Below are 18,076 nucleotides of genomic sequence, written 5' to 3' on the forward strand. Positions count from 1 at the left end.
GCTCACGTCGAGCCGTACGAGGAGGCAGCGATGGGCTGGTTGTGGGCGATCATCGTGGGACTGGTACTCGGCCTGATCGCCAAGGCGATCATTCCGGGCAAGCAGCATGTGCCGCTGTGGCTGACCGTCATCCTGGGCATGATCGGCGCTATCGCCGGCAACGCCATCGCCCGGGCGGCCGGTGTCGACGCCACGGCCGGCATCGACTGGTGGCGGCACGTCTTCCAGCTGGTGATGGCGGTCATCCTCGTCGGTCTCGGCGACCGGGCCTGGACGGCGGCCAGGGGAAGCAGACGAAGGGCCTGACGGAACGGCGAAGGGGGCGGCCTCCGCATCCGGAGACCGCCCCCTTCGTCGTTCACGTTCGCCGTTCGCCGTTCGCCGTTCGCCGGGGCTCCGCGCGCTCAGCCGCTCGTGAGCTCGACCGCCGCCAGGTTCTTCTTGCCCCGGCGCAGCACCAGCCAGCGGCCGTGCAGCAGGTCCTCCTTGGCGGGGACCGCGTCCTCGCCGGCGACCTTGACGTTGTTCACGTACGCGCCGCCCTCCTTCACCGTGCGGCGCGCGGCCGACTTGCTGGCCACCAGGCCGACCTCGGCGAACAGGTCGACGACCGGGCCGAGCTCGGCGACCTGGATGTGCGGCAGCTCCGACAGGGCCGCGGCCAGCGTCCGGTCGTCGAGCTCCGCCAGCTCGCCCTGTCCGAAGAGGGCCTTCGACGCGGCGATCACGGCGGCCGTCTGGTCGGCGCCGTGCACCAGCGTCGTCAGCTCCTCGGCCAGCGCGCGCTGCGCGGCCCGGGCCTGCGGACGCTCCTCCGTCTGCTTCTCCAGCTCCTCCAGCTCCTCGCGGGAGCGGAAGGACAGGATGCGCATGTACTTCGAGATGTCCCGGTCGTCCACGTTCAGCCAGAACTGGTAGAACGCGTACGGCGTCGTCATCTCCGGGTCGAGCCAGACGGCGCCGCCCTCGGTCTTGCCGAACTTGGTGCCGTCCGCCTTGGTCATCAGCGGCGTCGCCAGCGCGTGCACGCCGGCGTCCGGCTCCAGGCGGTGGATCAGGTCCAGGCCCGCCGTGAGGTTGCCCCACTGGTCGCTGCCGCCCTGCTGGAGCGTGCAGCCGTAGCGACGGTAGAGCTGGAGGAAGTCCATGCCCTGCAGGAGCTGGTAGCTGAACTCCGTGTAGCTGATGCCCTCGGAGGACTCCAGGCGGCGGGCCACGGAGTCCTTCGTCAGCATCTTGTTGACGCGGAAGTGCTTGCCGATGTCCCTCAGGAACTCGATCGCGGAGAGGTTCTGCGTCCAGTCGAGGTTGTTGACCATGACGGCCGCGTTCTCGCCCTCGAAGTCGAGGAACGGCTCGATCTGGGCGCGCAGCTTGGCCACCCAGCCGGTGACCGTCTCCGGGTCGTTCAGCGTGCGCTCCGCGGTCGGGCGCGGGTCGCCGATCAGGCCCGTGGCACCGCCGACCAGCGCCAGCGGCCGGTGACCGGCCTGCTGGAGCCGGCGCACGGTGAGCACCTGCACCAGGTGCCCCACGTGCAGCGACGGCGCCGTCGGGTCGAAGCCGCAATAGAACGTGACGGGACCGTCCGCGAGCGCCTTGCGCAAAGCGTCCTCGTCGGTGGACAGGGCGAACAGCCCGCGCCACTTCAGCTCGTCGACGATGTCCGTCACGGTTCTCGTGTCTCCTTGATGATCTTCGGGCGGTCGGGTGACAGCCGACTACGAGGTTATACGCCCTGACTGACAGAGCTCATATTGAAATCCGGGACCCGCAGCGCGGGCATGGCCGCCCTGGTGAACCAGTCGCTCCACTCCCTGGGCAGCGTCTTCTCGGTCCGTCCCGCCTCGGTGGCCCGGCCCAGCACACCCACCGGCGACTCGTTGAACCGGAAGTTGTTCACCTCGCCCGTCACCTCGCCGTTCTCGACGAGGTAGACGCCGTCCCGGGTCAGGCCCGTCAGCAGCAGGGTCGCCGGGTCGACCTCGCGGATGTACCACAGGCAGGTCAGCAGCAGCCCCCGCTCGGTGTCCGCGACCATCTCCTCCAGGGAGCGGTCCTCGCCCCCGTCCAGGATCAGGTTGTCGATGCCCGGCGCCACGGGCAGTCCGGTCAGCCCCGCGCTGTGGCGGCTGGTCGTCAGGTGCCGCAGCTCGCCCCGGCGCATCCACTCGGTGGCCGCGAGCGGCAGCCCGTTGTCGAACACCGACTGGTCGCCCCCGGAGGAGTGCGCGATCAGGAAGGGCGCCGACTCCAGGCCCGGCTCGTTCGGATCGCTGCGCAGCGTCAGCGGCAGGTCGGTGAGCCGCTCGCCGACCCGGGTGCCTCCGCCCGGCTTGGAGAACACCGTGCGCCCCTCGACCGCGTCCCGGCCCGACGCCGACCACATCTGGTAGATGAGCAGGTCCGCCACGGCCGTCGGCGGCAGCAGCGTCTCGTAGCGCCCCGCGGGCAGCTCCACGCGCCGCTCGGCCCAGCCGAGACGCACGGCCAGCTCGGCGTCCATGGCCGCCGGGTCGACGTCCTTGAAGTCCCGCGTGGAGCGCCCGGCCCACGCGGACCGGGTCCGGTCGGGCGACTTGGCGTTCAGCTCCAGCGTCCCGTTCGGCTGGTCGTGCCGCAGGCGCAGCCCCGTGGAGGTGCCCACGTAGGACGACACCAGCTCGTGGTTGGCGAAGCCGTACAGCTCCCGGCCCCCGGCACGCGCGCGTGCGAAGGCCTCGCCGAGCGCCGGCGCGAAGTCGGCGAACACCGCCGAGGAGGTCTCGGCGGGCGCCTCCGTGAACTCCGGCGACCGGGCCACGCCCGAGACCAGCGGCTGCGCGTCCTCGGCGGGCCCGGCGCCGCGCGCGGCGGCCTCGGCGGCCCGCACCAGGGGCTCCAGCTCGTCGGCGGTCACGGCGGAGCGGGACACGACCCCCGAGGCCGTGCCCTCCTGGCCGTCGACCGTGGCGACGACCGTGAGCGTGCGCCCGCGCGTCACGCCGTTCGTCGTCAGCGCGTTGCCCGCCCAGCGCAGGTTGGCGGTGGACCGCTCGTCGGCGATGACGACACAGCCGTCCGCCCGGGACAGTTCGAGGGCGCGCTCGACGACCTCGTGCGGCTTGCTGGTGCGCCCGCTCATCGACCGGCCTCCTGGGTCGTGTTCAGAATGTTGACGCCCTTGAAGAGGGCCGAGGGGCAGCCGTGCGACACGGCCGCGACCTGGCCCGGCTGGGCCTTGCCGCAGTTGAAGGCGCCGCCCAGCACGTAGGTCTGCGGGCCGCCCACCGCGGCCATCGAGCCCCAGAAGTCGGTGGTCGTCGCCTGGTAGGCCACGTCCCGCAGCTGACCGGCCAGCCGCCCGTTCTCGATGCGGTAGAAGCGCTGCCCGGTGAACTGGAAGTTGTAGCGCTGCATGTCGATCGACCAGGACCGGTCGCCGACGACGTAGACCCCCCGCTCCACGCCGCCGATCAGGTCCTCCGTCGACATCCCGGCCGGGTCCGGCTGCAACGACACGTTGGCCATGCGCTGCACCGGCACGTGTCCGGGGGAGTCGGCGTAGGCGCACCCGTTGGACCGCTCGAAGCCGGTCAGTTTCGCGATCCGCCGGTCCAGCTGGTAGCCGACGAGCGTGCCGTCCTTCACCAGGTCCCAGGACTGCGCCTGGACGCCCTCGTCGTCGTAGCCGATCGTGGCGAGGCCGTGCTCGGCGGTGCGGTCGCCGGTGACGTTCATCAGCTCCGAGCCGTAGCGCAGCCTGCCCAGCTGGTCGAAGGTCGCGAAGGAGGTGCCCGCGTAGGCGGCCTCGTAGCCGAGCGCCCGGTCGAGCTCGGTGGCGTGGCCGATGGACTCGTGGATGGTCAGCCACAGGTTGGACGGATCGACGACCAGGTCGTACAGGCCCGGCTCGACGCTCGGGGCGCGCATCTTCTCGGCGAGCAGCTCCGGGATCCGCTCCAGCTCGCCCTCCCAGTCCCAGCCGGTGCCCCGCAGGTACTCCCAGCCGCGTCCGACGGGCGGCGCGAGCGTGCGCATCGAGTCGAACTCGCCGCTCGACTCGTCGACCGAGACGGCGTTGAACACCGGGTGCAGCCGCACCCGCTGCTGCGTGGTCACGGTCCCGGCGGTGTCGGCGTAGAACTTGTTCTCATGCACCGTGAGCAGCGAGGCGTCCACGTGGTCGACCCCGTCGGCCGCCAGCAGCCGCGCGCTCCACTCGGCGATCAGCCCGGCCTTCTCCTCGTCGGGCACGGTGAACGGGTCGATCTCGTACGACGAGACCCAGGTCTTCTCGGCGTGCACCGGCTCGTCGGCCAGCTCCACGCGCTCGTCCGAACCGGCCGCCTTGATCACCTGCGCGGACAGCTTCGCCATGGCCACCGCCTGGCCGGCGACCTTGGCGGCGGCGTCCATGCTGAGGTCGACACCGGACGCGAATCCCCAGGTGCCGCCGTGCACCACCCGCACCGCGTACCCGAGGTCGGTGGTGTCCGACGACCCGGCGGGCTTGGCGTCCCGGAACCGCCAGGAGGCGCCCCGCACCCGCTCGAACCGGAAGTCCGCGTGCTCGGCACCCAGCGCACGCGCGCGTGCGAGGGCCGCGTCGGCGAGGGCGCGTAGGGGGAGGGCCGTGAAGGCCTCGTCGATGGTATGAGGCACCGCCGTCTCTTTCTGTCGAGGTGACCGTGGTTGCCGTGCTCTGTGGTTGCCGTGCTCTGTGACTGCTCCGATCATGTCGCCCATCCCGCGCGCGGGCCATGAGTTTCCGAACCGGTGACCGGGGCTTTCTGTCCGGCGCTTTCTGTAGGGACCCGACAGTCAGTCCCGTACGCCACTGTCGGTGCCCGAATGTCCCCGGGCGTGCCGGGACCGATAGGTTTTCGGGGAAGCCGCCTGTCATCGCCGCCTGTCGTCCAGGCGCCCGGGCGGGTACCAGACCGCTACCGAAAGGGTGATCCGTTGAGCCGCTCGGTTCTCGTCACCGGAGGCAACCGGGGCATCGGCCTCGCCATCGCCCGCGCTTTCGCCGATGCCGGCGACAAGGTCGCCATCACGTACCGCTCGGGTGAGCCGCCCGCCGCCCTGACGGATCTGGGCTGCCTGGCCGTCAAGTGCGACATCACCGACGCGGAGCAGGTGGAGCAGGCCTACAAGGAGATCGAGGAGAACCACGGCCCCGTCGAGGTCCTCGTCGCCAACGCCGGCATCACCAAGGACCAGCTCCTGATGCGCATGTCCGAGGAGGACTTCACCTCGGTCATCGACACGAACCTCACCGGCACCTTCCGCGTCGTCAAGCGCGCCAACCGCGGCATGCTGCGCGCCAAGAAGGGCCGCGTCGTCCTCATCTCGTCGGTGGTGGGCCTGTACGGCTCGCCGGGGCAGGCCAACTACGCCGCCTCCAAGGCCGCCCTGGTCGGCTTCGCACGCTCCCTCGCCCGGGAACTGGGCTCGCGCAACATCACCTTCAACGTCGTCGCACCCGGCTTCGTCGACACCGACATGACCAAGGTGCTCACCGACGAGCAGCGCGCCGGCATCGTGTCGCAGGTGCCGCTCGGGCGGTACGCCCAGCCGGAGGAGATCGCCGCGACGGTGCGGTTCCTCGCCTCGGACGACGCCTCGTACATCACTGGAGCCGTCATCCCTGTTGACGGCGGACTGGGAATGGGTCACTGATCACCATGAGCGGAATTCTCGAGGGCAAGCGCATCCTGATCACCGGTGTGCTGACGGAGGCCTCCATCGCCTTCCACACCGCCAGGCTGGCCCAGGAGCAGGGCGCCGAGGTCATCCTCACGGCGTTCCCGCGGCCCACGCTGACCGAGCGCATCGCCAAGAAGCTGCCCAAGCCCGTCAAGGTCATCGAGCTGGACGTCACCAACGACGAGCACCTCGCGCGCCTGGCCGACATCGTCGGCGAGGAGCTCGGCGGCCTCGACGGTGTCGTGCACTCCATCGGCTTCGCCCCGCAGGACGCCCTCGGCGGCAACTTCCTGAACACGCCGTTCGAGTCGGTCGCCACGGCCATGCACGTCTCGGCGTACTCCCTGAAGTCGCTGACCATGGCCTGCCTGCCGCTCATGCAGAACGGCGGCTCCGTCGTGGGCCTGACCTTCGACGCGCAGTTCGCCTGGCCGCAGTACGACTGGATGGGCCCGGCCAAGGCCGCCCTGGAGGCCACCAGCCGCTACATGGCCCGTGACCTGGGCAAGCAGAACATCCGCTGCAACCTGGTCTCGGCCGGCCCGCTCGGCTCCATGGCCGCCAAGTCCATCCCGGGCTTCAGCGAGCTGGCCTCCGTGTGGGACTCCCGCTCCCCGCTGGAGTGGGACCTGAAGGACCCCGAGCCGGCCGGCCGCGGCGTCGTCGCCCTGCTGAGCGACTGGTTCCCGAAGACCACCGGCGAGATCATCCACGTGGACGGCGGTCTGCACGCCATCGGCGCCTGATCCGCCGTACGCCCTCGACGCCCCGTTCCCCGCACCGCGCGGGGAGCGGGGCGTCACCCGTTCGGCCCATCCGGCCGGGCGGGGGAGCGCTGCAACTGGGCACTCTGGAGTACGCGTTCACCACGCGATCCCCTCCCCAGCACGGCCGAGGAGGTCCCCTTGTGCGCTTGTCCCGCCGAACGGCCTCACTGTCCCTCGCCGTCGCTCTCCTGATGACCCTGGCGCACGAGGCGGTGCCCCACGCGCGCGTGCCCGCCGGTGACCAGGAGTCGGCGGAGCCGTTCGGTGCCGCCTGCCGGGTCCGCGTCACCGGTTCGACGGTGACCGCCCACTGCCACAACCCGTACCCGGAGACCGACCGTGTGAGCCTGCACGTCGAGTGCGCCCGCTGGTGGGACATCGACACCGACAGCTCCCCGGTCGAGGCCGGGCCCGCGCAGACCGTGCGGCTCAGCGGACGCTGCTGGAAGGAAGTCGACGAGGCCTGGATCAGTCACCGGCGGGGGAACTGACCCCGCCCAGGCGGCACAGGAACGGATAGCGGGCGGCCTCCGCGGCCGCCCGTTCCGCGTCGCCCGCGCGGATCGCGTCGAGCAGCCGCCCGTGGTCCATGTGCGTCTCCGGCGTCAGCTCCTCGCCGACGTCCTCGCGCAGCCAGTCGCGCAGCACCTCGCCCAGGTCCGCGTACATGGCCGTCATCACGTCGTTGTGGGAGGCGGACACCACGGCCAGGTGGAAGGTCGCGTCGGCGGTCACGAACGCCTCCTTCTCACCGGACTCCCAGGCCTCCTCGCGCCGCAGCAGCAGCGCGTCGAGCTGCTTGAGGTCCTTCTCCGTACGCCGCTCGGCGGCCAGCCGGGCGGCGGCCGACTCCAGCGTGGAGCGCAGCTCGGCGATGTGCCGGGGGTCGGCGTCGGCGAACCGCCGCTGCATCACGCCCGCCAGCTCGCTCGTCGCCACGACGTACGTGCCGGAACCCTGGCGGATGTCCAGCAGGCCGTTGTGCGAGAGCGCGCGGACGGCCTCACGGACCGTGTTGCGGGCGACACCCAGCTGCTCGACCAGCTCCGGCTCGGTCGGGATGCGGGAGCCGACCGGCCACTCGCCCGAGGTGATCTGGGCCCGCAGCGCGGCGATGACCTGCTCGGACAGCGCCGAACGACGGGGATGGCTCAGGGGCATGGCACACCTTCCCACGATCGGGGCGCCGGAGCGCGGCCGGGGAGTGGACAGTCAATCATCCTATGATTCTATGATGGACCTCATGGCTAGTGAGGAAACCCGGACGATGACGCCCCCGACCGCACGCGACTCGGCCGCGCACGACGCCCGGGTACAGGGCGGGACGTCCACGCGCGCGTGGACGATGCGCCTGCTCGTCCTCGGCATCGTGCTGTCCGCGCTCAACCTCCGCCCCGCCATCACCAGCCTCGGCGCCCTTCTGGAGGAGGTCCGCGACGGGCTCGGCATGAGCGGCAGCGTGGCCGGGCTGCTCACGTCCGTGCCGCCGCTGTGCTTCGCCGTCTTCGGCGTCACGGCCCCGCGCCTCGCCCGCCGCTTCGGCGCCGGCGCCGTCGTGTGCGCCGGCATGGTCGCCATCGCCACCGGCCTGCTGCTCCGGCCGTACGCCGGCGGCACGGCCGGCTTCCTGGCCGCCAGCGCCCTCGCCCTCATGGGCATCGCCGTCAGCAACGTCCTGATGCCCGTCATCGTCAAGCACTGGTTCCCCGACCGCGTCGGCTCCATGACCGGCCTGTACTCGATGGCGCTCGCCCTGGGCACCTCGCTCGCGGCGGCGGTGACGGTACCCCTCACCGACGCCCTCGGCGGGAGCTGGCAGTCGGGCCTGGCCCTGTGGGCGGGCCTGGCCGTGGCGGCGGTGCTGCCGTGGCTGCCGTTCGTACGAGGACGTGTGACCGCGCCCGGGGCCGGGGGCCGGGCGACGGCGTCTGAGGCCGGGGGCCGGGTTGCGGCGTCTGAGGCCGTGGACTCGGCGACGGCGCCAGGGGCCGGGGACCGGGCGACTGCGCCAGGGGCCGTGACCCGGGACGCTGCCGGGTCCGCCACCGACGGGCGGGCCGCGACGCACGCGCAGGACTCCGCCCGGACGGAACCCGCGCGCGAGGGGACGGCGACGCTGCGGATCACCCGGAGCCGTACCGCCTGGGCCCTGGCCGTCTTCTTCGGCCTCCAGGCCACCGCCGCCTACATCACCATGGGCTGGATGGCGCAGATCTTCCGGGACGCCGGTGTACCCGCCGGCACCGCGGGGCTGCTGCTCGCCGTCACGATGGTCATGGGCGTGCCCCTCGCCTTCGTCATACCGCGCCTGGCCACGCGACTGCCCCACCAGGGCCCGATCGTGCTCGCCCTGGGCGTCTGCGGCCTCGCCGGCTACGCCGGACTGTACCTCGCGCCGGCCGCCGGAGCCTGGGCCTGGGCCCTGCTGATCGGCGTCGCCAACTGTGCCTTCCCGCTCGCCCTGACCATGGTCGGGATGCGGGCCAGGACCGGCCCGGGCGTCGCCCAGCTGTCGGCCTTCGCGCAGAGCACCGGCTACCTGATCTCCATCCCCGGACCGCTCCTGGTGGGCGTCCTCTACCAGCACAGCGGCGGCTGGGGCCTGCCGATCGCGCTGATGAGCGCCCTGATGGTCCCGCAGATGGCGGTCGGCTTCCTGGCGGGCCGCGACCGCACGGTGGAGGACGAGGCGACCCGCTGAGCCTCCTCCCGGGGGCCGTGGGGCCACCCCGGGGCCTCCGGCGTCCGGGGCGGGTGCGAGACTTGGCCCATGCCAGTGCTCGACCCGAATCCCCAGCACGGTCAGAAGAAGATGCTGCTCGTGTTCGGCGCCTTCTTCGCGATCTTCATCGTCATCGCCGTCATCGCGACCATCGCCTCGCCCTGATCCGGCGCCCGCACGCCCCGGGGTGGGGCTAGCCCCCCTGTCCCTTAGGGGGTGAGGGTCAGGGTCAAGTGGGTGGATCACCGGATGGGCCGGTGGCCGCGGATTCCGTAACTTCGAGGTGTGGCCACGAGAAGCGGGTCACCGACCGTCCGAAGAGCGGAGGCACGCATGTCGGCTCCCACGCACACCCGGCCCCACCCGGCGACCCGGGCCGGCGTCGACAGCCGACTGCCCTGGTGGGCCCTCGCCCTGCCGATGCTCGCCTTCACCGCGCTGCTCGCCCTGATCCTGAACCCGTCCGACGCCCACGCGGCCACCGGCGACGCCGCGCTCACGCACCTCTTCGAGCGGGCGCAGCAGCTGATAACCCGCTGAGCACGGCCGGATCCGCTGGTCAACTCCCTGCGCCCTGTGGCGTGTTTCATGCGAAGCTGGATCTCATGAGCGTCGCAGAACCCCGCAGGATTGTCCTCTTCCGCCATGCGAAAGCCGACTGGCCGCAGGTGACCGATCATGAGCGCCCGCTCGCTGACCGGGGCCGAATGGACGCGGCGGAGGCCGGGCGCAGGCTCGCCGACACCGGCATCGCCTTCGACCTGGCCCTGTGCTCCACCGCGGTCCGGACCCGGGAAACCTGGAAGCTCGCCGTCCAGGAGTTCCCACAGCGGCCGAAAACCGTCTACGAGGAGCGGATCTACGAGGCCTCGCCGGGCGAACTGATCGCCGTGCTCAACGAGACCCCCGACGACGCGCAGAACATCCTCGTGATCGGCCACAACCCGGGCATCCAGGGTCTCGCCGACATCCTGGCGGGCTCGGCCGAGGGCGACGCCCGTGAGCGGATGGGCCGCCGCGGGTTCCCGGCCGCCGCCTTCGCCGTCCTCAGCTACACCGGCGCGTGGAAGAGCCTGGAGCCGGGCGTGGCCACGCTGCAGGACTACTGGGCGCCCGCCGAGTGACCCCCACCGCGTGACGAGGGGCCCGGCGCCGGTGCGGTGCCGGGCCCCTCGCCCGCTCAGACCGTGTCGACGGTGTCCGCCGCCTCGACCTCTTCGCGCGTGATGCCCAGCAGGTACAGGACCGTGTCCAGGAAGGGGAAGTTCACCGCCGTGTGCGCGGCCTGGCGCACCACCGGCTTGGCATTGAAGGCGACGCCCAGACCGGCCGCGTTCAGCATGTCGAGGTCGTTCGCCCCGTCACCGATCGCCACCGTCTGCGACAGCGGCACACCCGCCTCCGCGGCGAAGCGGCGCAGCAGCCGGGCCTTGCCCGCGCGGTCGACGATCTCGCCGGTGACCTTGCCCGTCAGCGTGCCGTCGACGATCTCCAGCGTGTTCGCCTGGGCGAAGTCCAGCCCGAGCCGCTCCTTCAGATCGTCGGTGACCTGGGTGAACCCACCCGAGACGACGCCGACTTGGTAGCCGAGCCGCTTCAGCGTACGGATCAGGGTGCGGGCGCCCGGGGTCAGCCGCACCTCGCTGCGCACCTTGTCCACGACCGAGGCGTCCAGGCCCTCCAGCAGCGCCACGCGGGCGTGCAGGGACTGCTCGAAGTCCAGCTCCCCGCGCATCGCGGCCGCCGTCACCTCGGCGACCTCGTCCTCGCAGCCGGCGTGCGCGGCGAACAGTTCGATGACCTCGTCCTGGATCAGCGTCGAGTCGACGTCCATGACGACCAGGCGCTGCGCGCGCCGGTGCAGACCGGCGGCGACGACCGCCACGTCGATGCCGAGCTTCGCCGCGTCGATCGCCAGGGCGGTGCGCAGCGGCTCGGTCTCCACACCGGAGACGGCGAACTCGACGGCGGTCACGGGGTACTTGGCGAGCCGGAAGATACGGTCGATGTTTCCGCCGGTCTTGGTGATCCGCGCGGCGATCGCCGCGGTCGCCTCCGCGGTGAGCGGATGCCCGAGCACGGTGACCAGGGAGCGGCCCAGGCCGCGCGGCCGGTTGTCGCCGAGGCCGGAGATGATCTCCGCCTGCATCTTCATGGACTCGGCCCAGCTGTGGACGGTCGCCCGCAGATCTCCCTCCAGACCGGGGGGCGGCTCCGTCACGAGCGCGCACAGCACCATTCGGCCACGCGTGACGACCTGCTCGATGTCGACGACGTCGACGGAGTAGGCGGCGAGGGTGTCGAAGAGGCCGGCCGTGATGCCCGGCCTGTCCTTGCCGAAGATCTTCACAAGGAGGGTGGGGACGTCAGAGGACGAGGTCTGCGAAGCGCTCATGGTGGTTCCACCGTATCCGGCGGGCAGCGCATACCGCCCGTGAGGTCCGTCTGGCGGACAGCGAACACTGGGTGTCGCGTCGATGGCGTGAACCTTACGTACCGGTACGGCGTCCCTGTCCCCCCGGGATCACCTCCCGCCCCGTGGTTTCCGAGGCGGCGGGGGAGGCGGCGGAGGCGGCGGCCCGTCGTCCGGCCGGGCCGGCGGCCCGTTCCCACCCCTGGGCCCGGGCGGCTGCCGGGGCCTACGCGGAGGCGGCCCGACCGGCCGCGCCACGGTGGGCGCGCCGTAGAGGTCACCGGCCTCCGGGGAGTCGCCGTGCTCTGCGGAGTCATTGGCCCTGGGGGAGTCGTCGTGCCTTGTGGAGTCATTGGCCGCCGGAGAGCTGGCAGTCGTCGCGGAGTTTTCCTCCCTCGGTGAGTCACCCTCCCTCCCGAGGTCACCGCCCGACCGGGCGTCATGCGAGGGCCTGGGCTCACCGGGGCGTGGAGTTCCCGGCTGCCGTGGCCGGTGAGGGCGCCCGCCCGGCCGAGGGGGCCGATCGTGCCGGGCGGCGTCGCCGGGGGGCCGTGCGTCCTCCGGCTCGCGCAGTTCCTCCGGCACCCGGAGGTACGGATTGGTGGCCGGGTTCGGCGGCCGGTACGGCGCCCCCGGGGCGTAGGGGCCGGGTTCCCCGCCGTGCGGTGGCGGTGGGCTGCCCGTGCGGCCGCGGCCCGGGTCCTGGGCCGGACCGGCTCCGACACCGTGACCGGCCGGACCGGCAGGGGCTCCCGGCCTTGCTTGCCCGGTGTCCGGCCGAGGAGTCCCCGGTCCCGCCTGCCCGGGCCACCCCACCCCCGGCCCCGCCGTGGCACCTCCCGTCTGCCCCGCTCCACCCAAGCCGCCTACTCCACCGGCCCTGCCGGCCTTCCCACCGGCCCTGCCGGCCTCCCCACCGGCGATGCCCGCCCCACCGGCAATGCCGACCCCACCAACGCCGCTCGGCCACTCGGCCCCGCTCACCCCTCCCTCCCGGGCCAGCGGCGCCGCCGCCCGCCCCGCTGCCCCGCTCGCCCACGCGAGCAGCGCCCCGACGGCCCCGGCCCCCGCACCCCACACCGCGCCCAGTAGCAGTGCCATGCCGAGGTGCCCGTGCAGTTCGATGCCCGCGCCGAACGCGTCGAAGCCGAGCACGGACAGGGACGCGGTCGCGGACACCTCCGTCAGCCACGCGAGCAAGGGCAGGGCGAGCGCGGTCGCGATCCCCAGCCGTAGCGCACACCACCCCGCGAAACCGAGCGCGCCCGAACCCCGTACGCCCAAGGCGCTCCCGAAACCCTTCGAGCCCCCCACGCCCCCCGAGTTGCCGAAACCCCCGGAGCCCCGGGAATCTCCGATACCTGCGGAACCGCCGGAACCCCCAGTGCTCCCGACCTGCACAGACCACCCCACCGACCCATGCCCCGCTACAGCACCCCGCCCCACAGCACCCCACCCGGCCTCCACCCCCGACCCCACAGCACCTGCCCCGTCGCCCCCCACCGGCACCGGCGTCCGTGCCGCCATCAGCACCCCGGCCAGCAGCATCGTCAGGGCCGCCGCCACTCCGAGCAGCCACACGCGGCCGTCCAGCTCCGCCAGTCGGCCCAGCGTCACCGGCTGGTCGGTGCCGACCGCGAGCAGGTCGTCCAGCGGGTCCGGCAGGAACCGGGTCAGTTCCCCGGTCGCCCGGCCGTCCCACGGCACGAGCAGGCCGATCGGGATGCCCAGCCACACCCCGTTCGGCGCCCCGAGCAGCGCCGCCCCGGCGATGCGCCGCGGATGGTCGTCGCCGATCGCCGCGTACCCCGCCGCGGCGAGCCCCGCCGCCACCGCCACCAGCAGCACGGTCACCACCGCGGATACGGCCGGCCGTACCACCCGGTGCACGGCCTCCCAGCCCCGCGGCAGCGGCGTGCGGCGCGAGGCCAGCAGGGCGATGGCGAGGATCCCGGCCGACCAGAGGAACCCGCCGAGCAGCGTGGGCGCGGTGTCGACCGTGAAACCGACCGAGGCCTGCGCGTCGACCAGGTCGCCGAGCCGGTCCGGCAGCAGCCCCCCGATGTCCCCCAGCCCCGGAACCTCGACGCCCCCGCCCCCGCCGGTCACGTCATCCAGACCCAGCGCACCGCCGTCGATCGTGATGACGTCGTGCCCCGCCCAGGCGAGCCCGCCCAGCATCGCCACGAACAGCGCGACCAACGCCCCGACGCGGGCGAGGAGTTCGGCCGGCGATATCACAACTCCCGCCGCCCGCAAGGACCGCAGGAAGAAGTACGACAGCAGCACCGCCCCGACCAGGCTCACCCCCAGTGGCGTGATCTCGATGGCCGTGTCCGCCTCGGCGCTCGTGAGGCCGAACGCCGACACGTCACCGGACGGCGTGACCGAACCCCCCGCGGCGAGCGCCACCACCGCCGCCGTCATCGGCCCCAACGAGCCCGCCGCATCCGCCTCCAGCAGCCGCAGGCCCAGCGCCGCCGTCCCCGCCATCCCGATCAACGCCCAGCTCACGGCGGCGACGGCGGACATCAGCACGTCCCCCCACGGCACGCGCGCGTCGCCCCTCGCCCCGTCGAACCCTGTGGCACCACCCATGGCAGACCCCCCGATCCGCTGCGCGGCGGGGAACACCGCTCATGTCCCCCTCGCGTCGAAATACCACTCTCCGGCCCGTTTTCAACCCCGTCAACGGAATCGGCTGATGCGTCCGAACGCGCGCTTCACAAGGCCCGACTTTCGGTCAGGGGGCCGCTCCTGAAATAGTTCCCCCCGATGTTCGACATCCCTAGACTCCCCATGTCGGGGGATAACTCGGGGGACAACTCAGTGGGGCATGGAGTGCCGGAACTCGTACTGGAATCAAACGGACGTACCTGGACGCTCGATCCGTCCAGGGCATACACCCTCGGACGTGATCCGCAGGGGGACGTCGTCTTCGACGACGCCAGGGTCTCCTGGCGCCACGCCACGGTCAGCTTCAACGGCCGCAGTTGGGTCATCGAGGACCACGGCAGCACCAACGGCACGTTCGTGCAGGGGCAGCGGATCCATCACATGGAGCTCGGCCCGGGCTCGGCCGTCAACCTGGGCAACGCGACCGACGGACCGCGCCTGAACCTCTCCGGCGCCGCGGCCTCCGTCGCAACACCCCAGGCCCAGCCTCAGCAGCAGCCGTACGCCGCGCAGGGCGCGAACCCCGGCTGGGCGCAGCAGGCCCCCGCCCAGCAGGCGCAGCAGCAGGCGCCCCACCAGCAGGCGGCACCGCAGCAGCAGGCCCCGCAGGCCGGCTGGCAGCAGCAGCAGCCGCAGCAGCCCGCGGCGCACATCCCGCAGCAGCAGGGCCCCGGCGGTGTCGCGGGGGCACCGCCGGTCTACGGCGACCGCAGCCCGACCACGTTCCACCAGTTCTCCCTCGGCCGCGTGATGCGCATCGGCCGTGCCCTGGAGAACGAACTGGTCGTCTCCGACCTGCAGGTCTCCCGGCACCACGCCGAGTTCCACGCCACGCCCGACGGGCGCATGGAGATCCGCGACCTCGGCTCGCACAACGGCACGTACGTCAACGGCCAGCCGATCCCCAAGGGCGGCTCGCAGCTGCTCGGCCCGAGCGACGTCGTCGGCGTCGGCCACTCGACGTTCCGCATCGTCGGCGACCGGCTCGAGGAGTTCGTCGACACCGGTGAGGTGTCCTTCTCCGCCCGCCACCTGACCGTCACGGTCGACGGCGGCAAGCAGATCCTCAAGGACGTCTCCTTCGGCGTCCCGGAGAAGTCGCTGATCGCCGTCATCGGCCCGTCCGGTTCCGGCAAGTCGACCCTGCTCAAGGCGCTCACGGGCTACCGCCCCGCCAACCAGGGCGAGGTCCTCTACGACAACAGGAACCTCTACAAGCAGTTCGCCGAGCTGCGCCAGCGCATCGGTCTGGTCCCGCAGGACGACATCCTGCACAAGGAGCTGACCGTCAAGAAGGCCCTCAAGTACGCGGCCAAGCTGCGCTTCCCCGCCGACACCACCGGCGCCGAGCGCGAGGCCCGCATCGACGAGGTGCTGCGCGAGCTCAAGCTCGACATCCACAAGGACAAGAAGGTCACGTCCCTCTCCGGCGGCCAGCGCAAGCGCGTCTCGGTGGCCCTGGAGCTGCTCACCAAACCGTCGCTGATCTTCCTGGACGAGCCGACCTCCGGCCTCGACCCGGGCATGGACCGCGACGTCATGCAGCTGCTGCGCGGCCTCGCCGACGACGGCCGTACGGTCCTGGTCGTCACCCACTCCGTGGCCGAGCTGGCCCTGTGCGACAAGCTCCTGGTGATGGCGCCCGGCGGTTCCGTGGCCTACTTCGGCCCGCCCGAGGAGGCGCTGAACTTCTTCGGCTACGACACCTGGGCCGATGTCTTCTCCGCCTTCGAGAACTACCGCGACTACGACTGGGCGGGCCGCTGGAAGGGCTCGCAGCACTACCAGATGTACGCCGCGGACATCGACGCCGTCGCGCCGCAGTCCGTACAGGTTGCGCCCATGCAGGCGATGAAGCCGCCGAAGCCGCAGGGCTGGATGTCCCAGTTCGTCACGCTCGTCCGGCGCTACGTCTCGGTGATCGCGTCCGACAAGGGCTTCCTGGCGCTGATGGTGATCCTGCCGGCCGTGCTCGGCGCGGTGAGCCTGCTCATCGACGCGGACAGGGGTCTGCTGCCGAACCCGGAGAACCCGCAGACCGGCCGGATCATCCCCAACGGCACGGCCACGACGGTCCTGCTGATCCTCGCGGTCGGCGCCTGCTTCGCGGGCGCGGCGAACTCCGTCCGCGAGCTCATCAAGGAACGGGTGATCTACGAGCGGGAGCGCGCGACCGGCCTGTCGCGGTCGGCGTACCTGATGTCGAAGGTGTTCGTGCTCGGCATGATCACCGTGCTGCAGGGCCTGCTGGTCGGCGTCATCGGCTTCTCCAGCCGGGAGATCCCCGAGGAGGGGCTCGTCCTCGGCAGCGCGACCCTCGTCGAGCTCTCCATCCCGATCATGGCGCTGGGCTTCACGTCGATGATGTTCGGCCTGATCATCTCGTCGCTGGTGAAGACCGCCGAGAAGACCATGCCGCTGCTGGTGATGTTCGCCATCATCCAGGTCGTCTTCACGGGCTGCCTGTTCACGCTGCACGGCTCGATCGGCGTCAACCAGTTCTCGTTCCTGATGCCGTCGCGCTGGGCGGTCGCCGCCTCCGGTGCCACGCTGGACTTCAACAAGATCAGCCCGCCCGAGACGGCCGGTGACAACGACCCGCTGTGGGAGCACACGGTCGGGGCCTGGGCCATGGACATGGGCGCGCTGCTCGCCCTCGGCGTGATCTGCGGCTTCTTCGTGGCCCGCTTCCTGCGCCGCCACGAGCCCGAGGTCATGCGCAAGTAGTCACCGCTCCACCGCGCCCGAAGGGCGGCACCCCGTCAGTAGGGTGCCGCCCTTCGGCGTTCGGTTCAGCGAGCAGAGGTCCGCGCCAGCCTCAGTACGCGCCGAAGACGTTGTCCATGGAGCCGTACTTGTCGGCCGCGTAGTTGCAGGCGGCGGTGATGTTGGCGACCGGGTCGTAGATGTCCCAGGAGGTGCCGGGGACGTGGTAGGCCTTGAAGGTCGGCGGGATGACCTGCAGCAGGCCCTTCGACGGGACGCCGTTGATGGCGTTGATGTCCCAGTTGTTGATCGCCTTCGGGTTACCCGAGGACTCCCGGATGATGTTGCGCTTGATGCCGTCGTAGGAGCCGGGGATGCCGTGCTTCTTCATGACGTCGAGCGACTCGCGGATCCAGCCGTCGAGGTTGTTCGGGTAGCTCTTCGCGGCGGCCTTCTTGACCTGGGCGCGCTTGGCGTCGCGGCTCGCGGCCTCCTTGGCCTTGCGCGCGGCCTCGGCCTTCTTCTTCGCCGCCTCGGCGGCGGCCTTCTTCTTGGCGGCGGCCGCGGCGTCGGCCTTCTTCTTCGCCGCGATCTGCTCGGCCTTCAGGCTGGCGCCGGCCATCTGGTCGGTGACGCTCGCCTTGACGTCCTTGATCTGCTCGGTGCTGAACGCCACCGCAGCCGGCTGAGCGGCCTCGGTCGTGGTCTTGGTCGACGCGCCGCTCGGCACCGCGGAGACCCCGATGGCGACGGCGCCGAGGGTGGCGACACCGGCCATGGCGATCTTGTGATGACGGGTCAGGCTACGACTCTGAACACGGCTGAAGATGTTCTTGGGCATGCTGCTGTGGACCTCTTCGAATAGCGCGGGGGTCGCTCGGCGTCCGGCGTTGGACGGTTGTGCTTCCGACACGAACGCCGCGGGGGAGAACCCACGGCGCTGAGCGACGCCAGCAATTCTTAGCGGCCGCAAAATGGCGTGGCAAAGGTGTGACGTACGATGCCCGATAGTGGATCAGGGAGGGGCAAATCGGGGCAGATTGGACTGTCTGTGCCGCTCAATAGGTGGGGCTTTGTCTCCTACGCACTTTCGTACGTGAC

16 protein-coding genes are annotated in these 18,076 nt (G+C 71.5%); 9 read left to right on the forward strand and 7 right to left on the reverse strand.

The window, feature by feature from the left end; translation table 11 throughout:
- Positions 1 to 30 precede the first annotated feature (30 nt).
- Positions 31 to 306: a GlsB/YeaQ/YmgE family stress response membrane protein gene (locus ABZ948_RS11085; protein ID WP_031118946.1), complete on the forward strand. Its 276-nt coding sequence runs from the start codon at positions 31 to 33 to the stop codon at positions 304 to 306.
- A 98-nt stretch (positions 307 to 404) separates the two neighbouring features.
- On the opposite strand, the gene tyrS is transcribed toward ABZ948_RS11085, so the two are convergent.
- From tyrS to ABZ948_RS11100, 3 genes are read right to left on the reverse strand one after another with little or no spacing between them, the layout of a single operon-like run.
- Positions 405 to 1,673, reverse strand: a complete 1,269-nt coding sequence (gene tyrS, locus ABZ948_RS11090) for a tyrosine--tRNA ligase (protein ID WP_359758623.1) — start codon at positions 1,671 to 1,673, stop codon at positions 405 to 407.
- 56 nt (positions 1,674 to 1,729) lie between these two features.
- Positions 1,730 to 3,124, reverse strand: a complete 1,395-nt coding sequence (locus tag ABZ948_RS11095) for a metallopeptidase TldD-related protein (protein ID WP_359758624.1) — start codon at positions 3,122 to 3,124, stop codon at positions 1,730 to 1,732.
- Positions 3,121 to 4,644: a TldD/PmbA family protein gene (locus tag ABZ948_RS11100; RefSeq protein ID WP_359758625.1), complete on the reverse strand. Its 1,524-nt coding sequence runs from the start codon at positions 4,642 to 4,644 to the stop codon at positions 3,121 to 3,123. The genes ABZ948_RS11095 and ABZ948_RS11100 overlap by 4 nt, the downstream gene beginning before the upstream one ends.
- Positions 4,645 to 4,944: 300 nt before the next feature.
- Between ABZ948_RS11100 and fabG the strand changes: the two genes are divergently transcribed.
- From fabG to ABZ948_RS11115, 3 genes are all read left to right on the forward strand, one after another.
- Positions 4,945 to 5,664: a 3-oxoacyl-[acyl-carrier-protein] reductase gene (gene fabG, locus ABZ948_RS11105; protein ID WP_359758626.1), complete on the forward strand. Its 720-nt coding sequence runs from the start codon at positions 4,945 to 4,947 to the stop codon at positions 5,662 to 5,664.
- 5 nt (positions 5,665 to 5,669) lie between these two features.
- Complete coding sequence (gene fabI / locus ABZ948_RS11110; RefSeq protein WP_359758627.1) at positions 5,670 to 6,437, forward strand: enoyl-ACP reductase FabI; 768 nt, start codon at positions 5,670 to 5,672, stop codon at positions 6,435 to 6,437.
- A gap of 161 nt (positions 6,438 to 6,598) precedes the next feature.
- Positions 6,599 to 6,949, forward strand: a complete 351-nt coding sequence (locus tag ABZ948_RS11115) for a hypothetical protein (RefSeq protein ID WP_359758628.1) — start codon at positions 6,599 to 6,601, stop codon at positions 6,947 to 6,949.
- On the opposite strand, the gene ABZ948_RS11120 is transcribed toward ABZ948_RS11115, so the two are convergent.
- Positions 6,927 to 7,619 (reverse strand): FadR/GntR family transcriptional regulator, encoded by a 693-nt coding sequence (locus ABZ948_RS11120; RefSeq protein ID WP_359758629.1) that lies wholly within the window; start codon positions 7,617 to 7,619, stop codon positions 6,927 to 6,929. The two genes, ABZ948_RS11115 and ABZ948_RS11120, sit on opposite strands and share 23 nt — an antisense overlap.
- Before the next feature lie 70 nt (positions 7,620 to 7,689).
- Here ABZ948_RS11120 and ABZ948_RS11125 point away from each other — a divergent pair, with 70 nt between their 5' ends.
- From ABZ948_RS11125 to ABZ948_RS11140, 4 genes are all read left to right on the forward strand, one after another.
- On the forward strand, positions 7,690 to 9,159 hold the full coding sequence (locus ABZ948_RS11125; RefSeq protein ID WP_435857479.1) for an MFS transporter: 1,470 nt from the start codon (positions 7,690 to 7,692) through the stop codon (positions 9,157 to 9,159).
- 69 nt (positions 9,160 to 9,228) lie between these two features.
- Positions 9,229 to 9,345, forward strand: a complete 117-nt coding sequence (locus ABZ948_RS11130; RefSeq protein ID WP_097215821.1) for an SGM_5486 family transporter-associated protein — start codon at positions 9,229 to 9,231, stop codon at positions 9,343 to 9,345.
- A gap of 168 nt (positions 9,346 to 9,513) precedes the next feature.
- Positions 9,514 to 9,720 carry a hypothetical protein gene (locus tag ABZ948_RS11135; RefSeq protein WP_359758631.1) on the forward strand — a complete coding sequence of 69 codons (207 nt, stop codon included), beginning with the start codon at positions 9,514 to 9,516 and terminating at the stop codon, positions 9,718 to 9,720.
- Between the two features lie 65 nt (positions 9,721 to 9,785).
- Positions 9,786 to 10,304 (forward strand): SixA phosphatase family protein, encoded by a 519-nt coding sequence (locus ABZ948_RS11140; protein WP_359758632.1) that lies wholly within the window; start codon positions 9,786 to 9,788, stop codon positions 10,302 to 10,304.
- A gap of 56 nt (positions 10,305 to 10,360) precedes the next feature.
- Here the strand turns inward: ABZ948_RS11140 and serB are convergent, their stop codons facing one another.
- Both serB and ABZ948_RS11150 read right to left on the reverse strand, forming a co-directional pair.
- A complete protein-coding gene (gene serB / locus ABZ948_RS11145) occupies positions 10,361 to 11,575 on the reverse strand; it encodes a phosphoserine phosphatase SerB (protein ID WP_359758633.1) in 1,215 nt (404 codons plus the stop codon).
- A 129-nt stretch (positions 11,576 to 11,704) separates the two neighbouring features.
- Positions 11,705 to 14,191, reverse strand: coding sequence for a streptophobe family protein (locus ABZ948_RS11150; RefSeq protein ID WP_359758634.1), 2,487 nt, complete (start codon positions 14,189 to 14,191; stop codon positions 11,705 to 11,707).
- 243 nt (positions 14,192 to 14,434) lie between these two features.
- On the opposite strand from ABZ948_RS11150, the gene ABZ948_RS11155 reads away from it, so the two are divergent.
- On the forward strand, positions 14,435 to 16,996 hold the full coding sequence (locus ABZ948_RS11155; RefSeq protein ID WP_359758635.1) for an ABC transporter ATP-binding protein/permease: 2,562 nt from the start codon (positions 14,435 to 14,437) through the stop codon (positions 16,994 to 16,996).
- 91 nt (positions 16,997 to 17,087) lie between these two features.
- Here the strand turns inward: ABZ948_RS11155 and ABZ948_RS11160 are convergent, their stop codons facing one another.
- On the reverse strand, positions 17,088 to 17,816 hold the full coding sequence (locus tag ABZ948_RS11160; RefSeq protein ID WP_359758636.1) for a transglycosylase SLT domain-containing protein: 729 nt from the start codon (positions 17,814 to 17,816) through the stop codon (positions 17,088 to 17,090).
- Between the last annotated feature and the right edge of the window lie 260 nt (positions 17,817 to 18,076).

The sequence above is a fragment of the Streptomyces olindensis genome (assembly GCF_040645895.1).
Lineage (GTDB): Bacteria > Actinomycetota > Actinomycetes > Streptomycetales > Streptomycetaceae > Streptomyces > Streptomyces olindensis.

Coding starts and splice junctions, on each gene's coding strand:
- ABZ948_RS11085 (WP_031118946.1), top strand. CDS start 31: ATGGGCTGGTTGTGGGCGATCATCGTGGGACTGGTACTCGGCCTGATC.
- ABZ948_RS11095 (WP_359758624.1), bottom strand. CDS start 3,124: ATGAGCGGGCGCACCAGCAAGCCGCACGAGGTCGTCGAGCGCGCCCTC.
- fabI (WP_359758627.1), top strand. CDS start 5,670: ATGAGCGGAATTCTCGAGGGCAAGCGCATCCTGATCACCGGTGTGCTG.
- ABZ948_RS11120 (WP_359758629.1), bottom strand. CDS start 7,619: ATGCCCCTGAGCCATCCCCGTCGTTCGGCGCTGTCCGAGCAGGTCATC.
- ABZ948_RS11125 (WP_435857479.1), top strand. CDS start 7,690: ATGATGGACCTCATGGCTAGTGAGGAAACCCGGACGATGACGCCCCCG.
- ABZ948_RS11130 (WP_097215821.1), top strand. CDS start 9,229: ATGCCAGTGCTCGACCCGAATCCCCAGCACGGTCAGAAGAAGATGCTG.
- ABZ948_RS11135 (WP_359758631.1), top strand. CDS start 9,514: ATGTCGGCTCCCACGCACACCCGGCCCCACCCGGCGACCCGGGCCGGC.
- ABZ948_RS11140 (WP_359758632.1), top strand. CDS start 9,786: ATGAGCGTCGCAGAACCCCGCAGGATTGTCCTCTTCCGCCATGCGAAA.
- serB (WP_359758633.1), bottom strand. CDS start 11,575: ATGAGCGCTTCGCAGACCTCGTCCTCTGACGTCCCCACCCTCCTTGTG.
- ABZ948_RS11150 (WP_359758634.1), bottom strand. CDS start 14,191: ATGGGTGGTGCCACAGGGTTCGACGGGGCGAGGGGCGACGCGCGCGTG.
- ABZ948_RS11160 (WP_359758636.1), bottom strand. CDS start 17,816: ATGCCCAAGAACATCTTCAGCCGTGTTCAGAGTCGTAGCCTGACCCGT.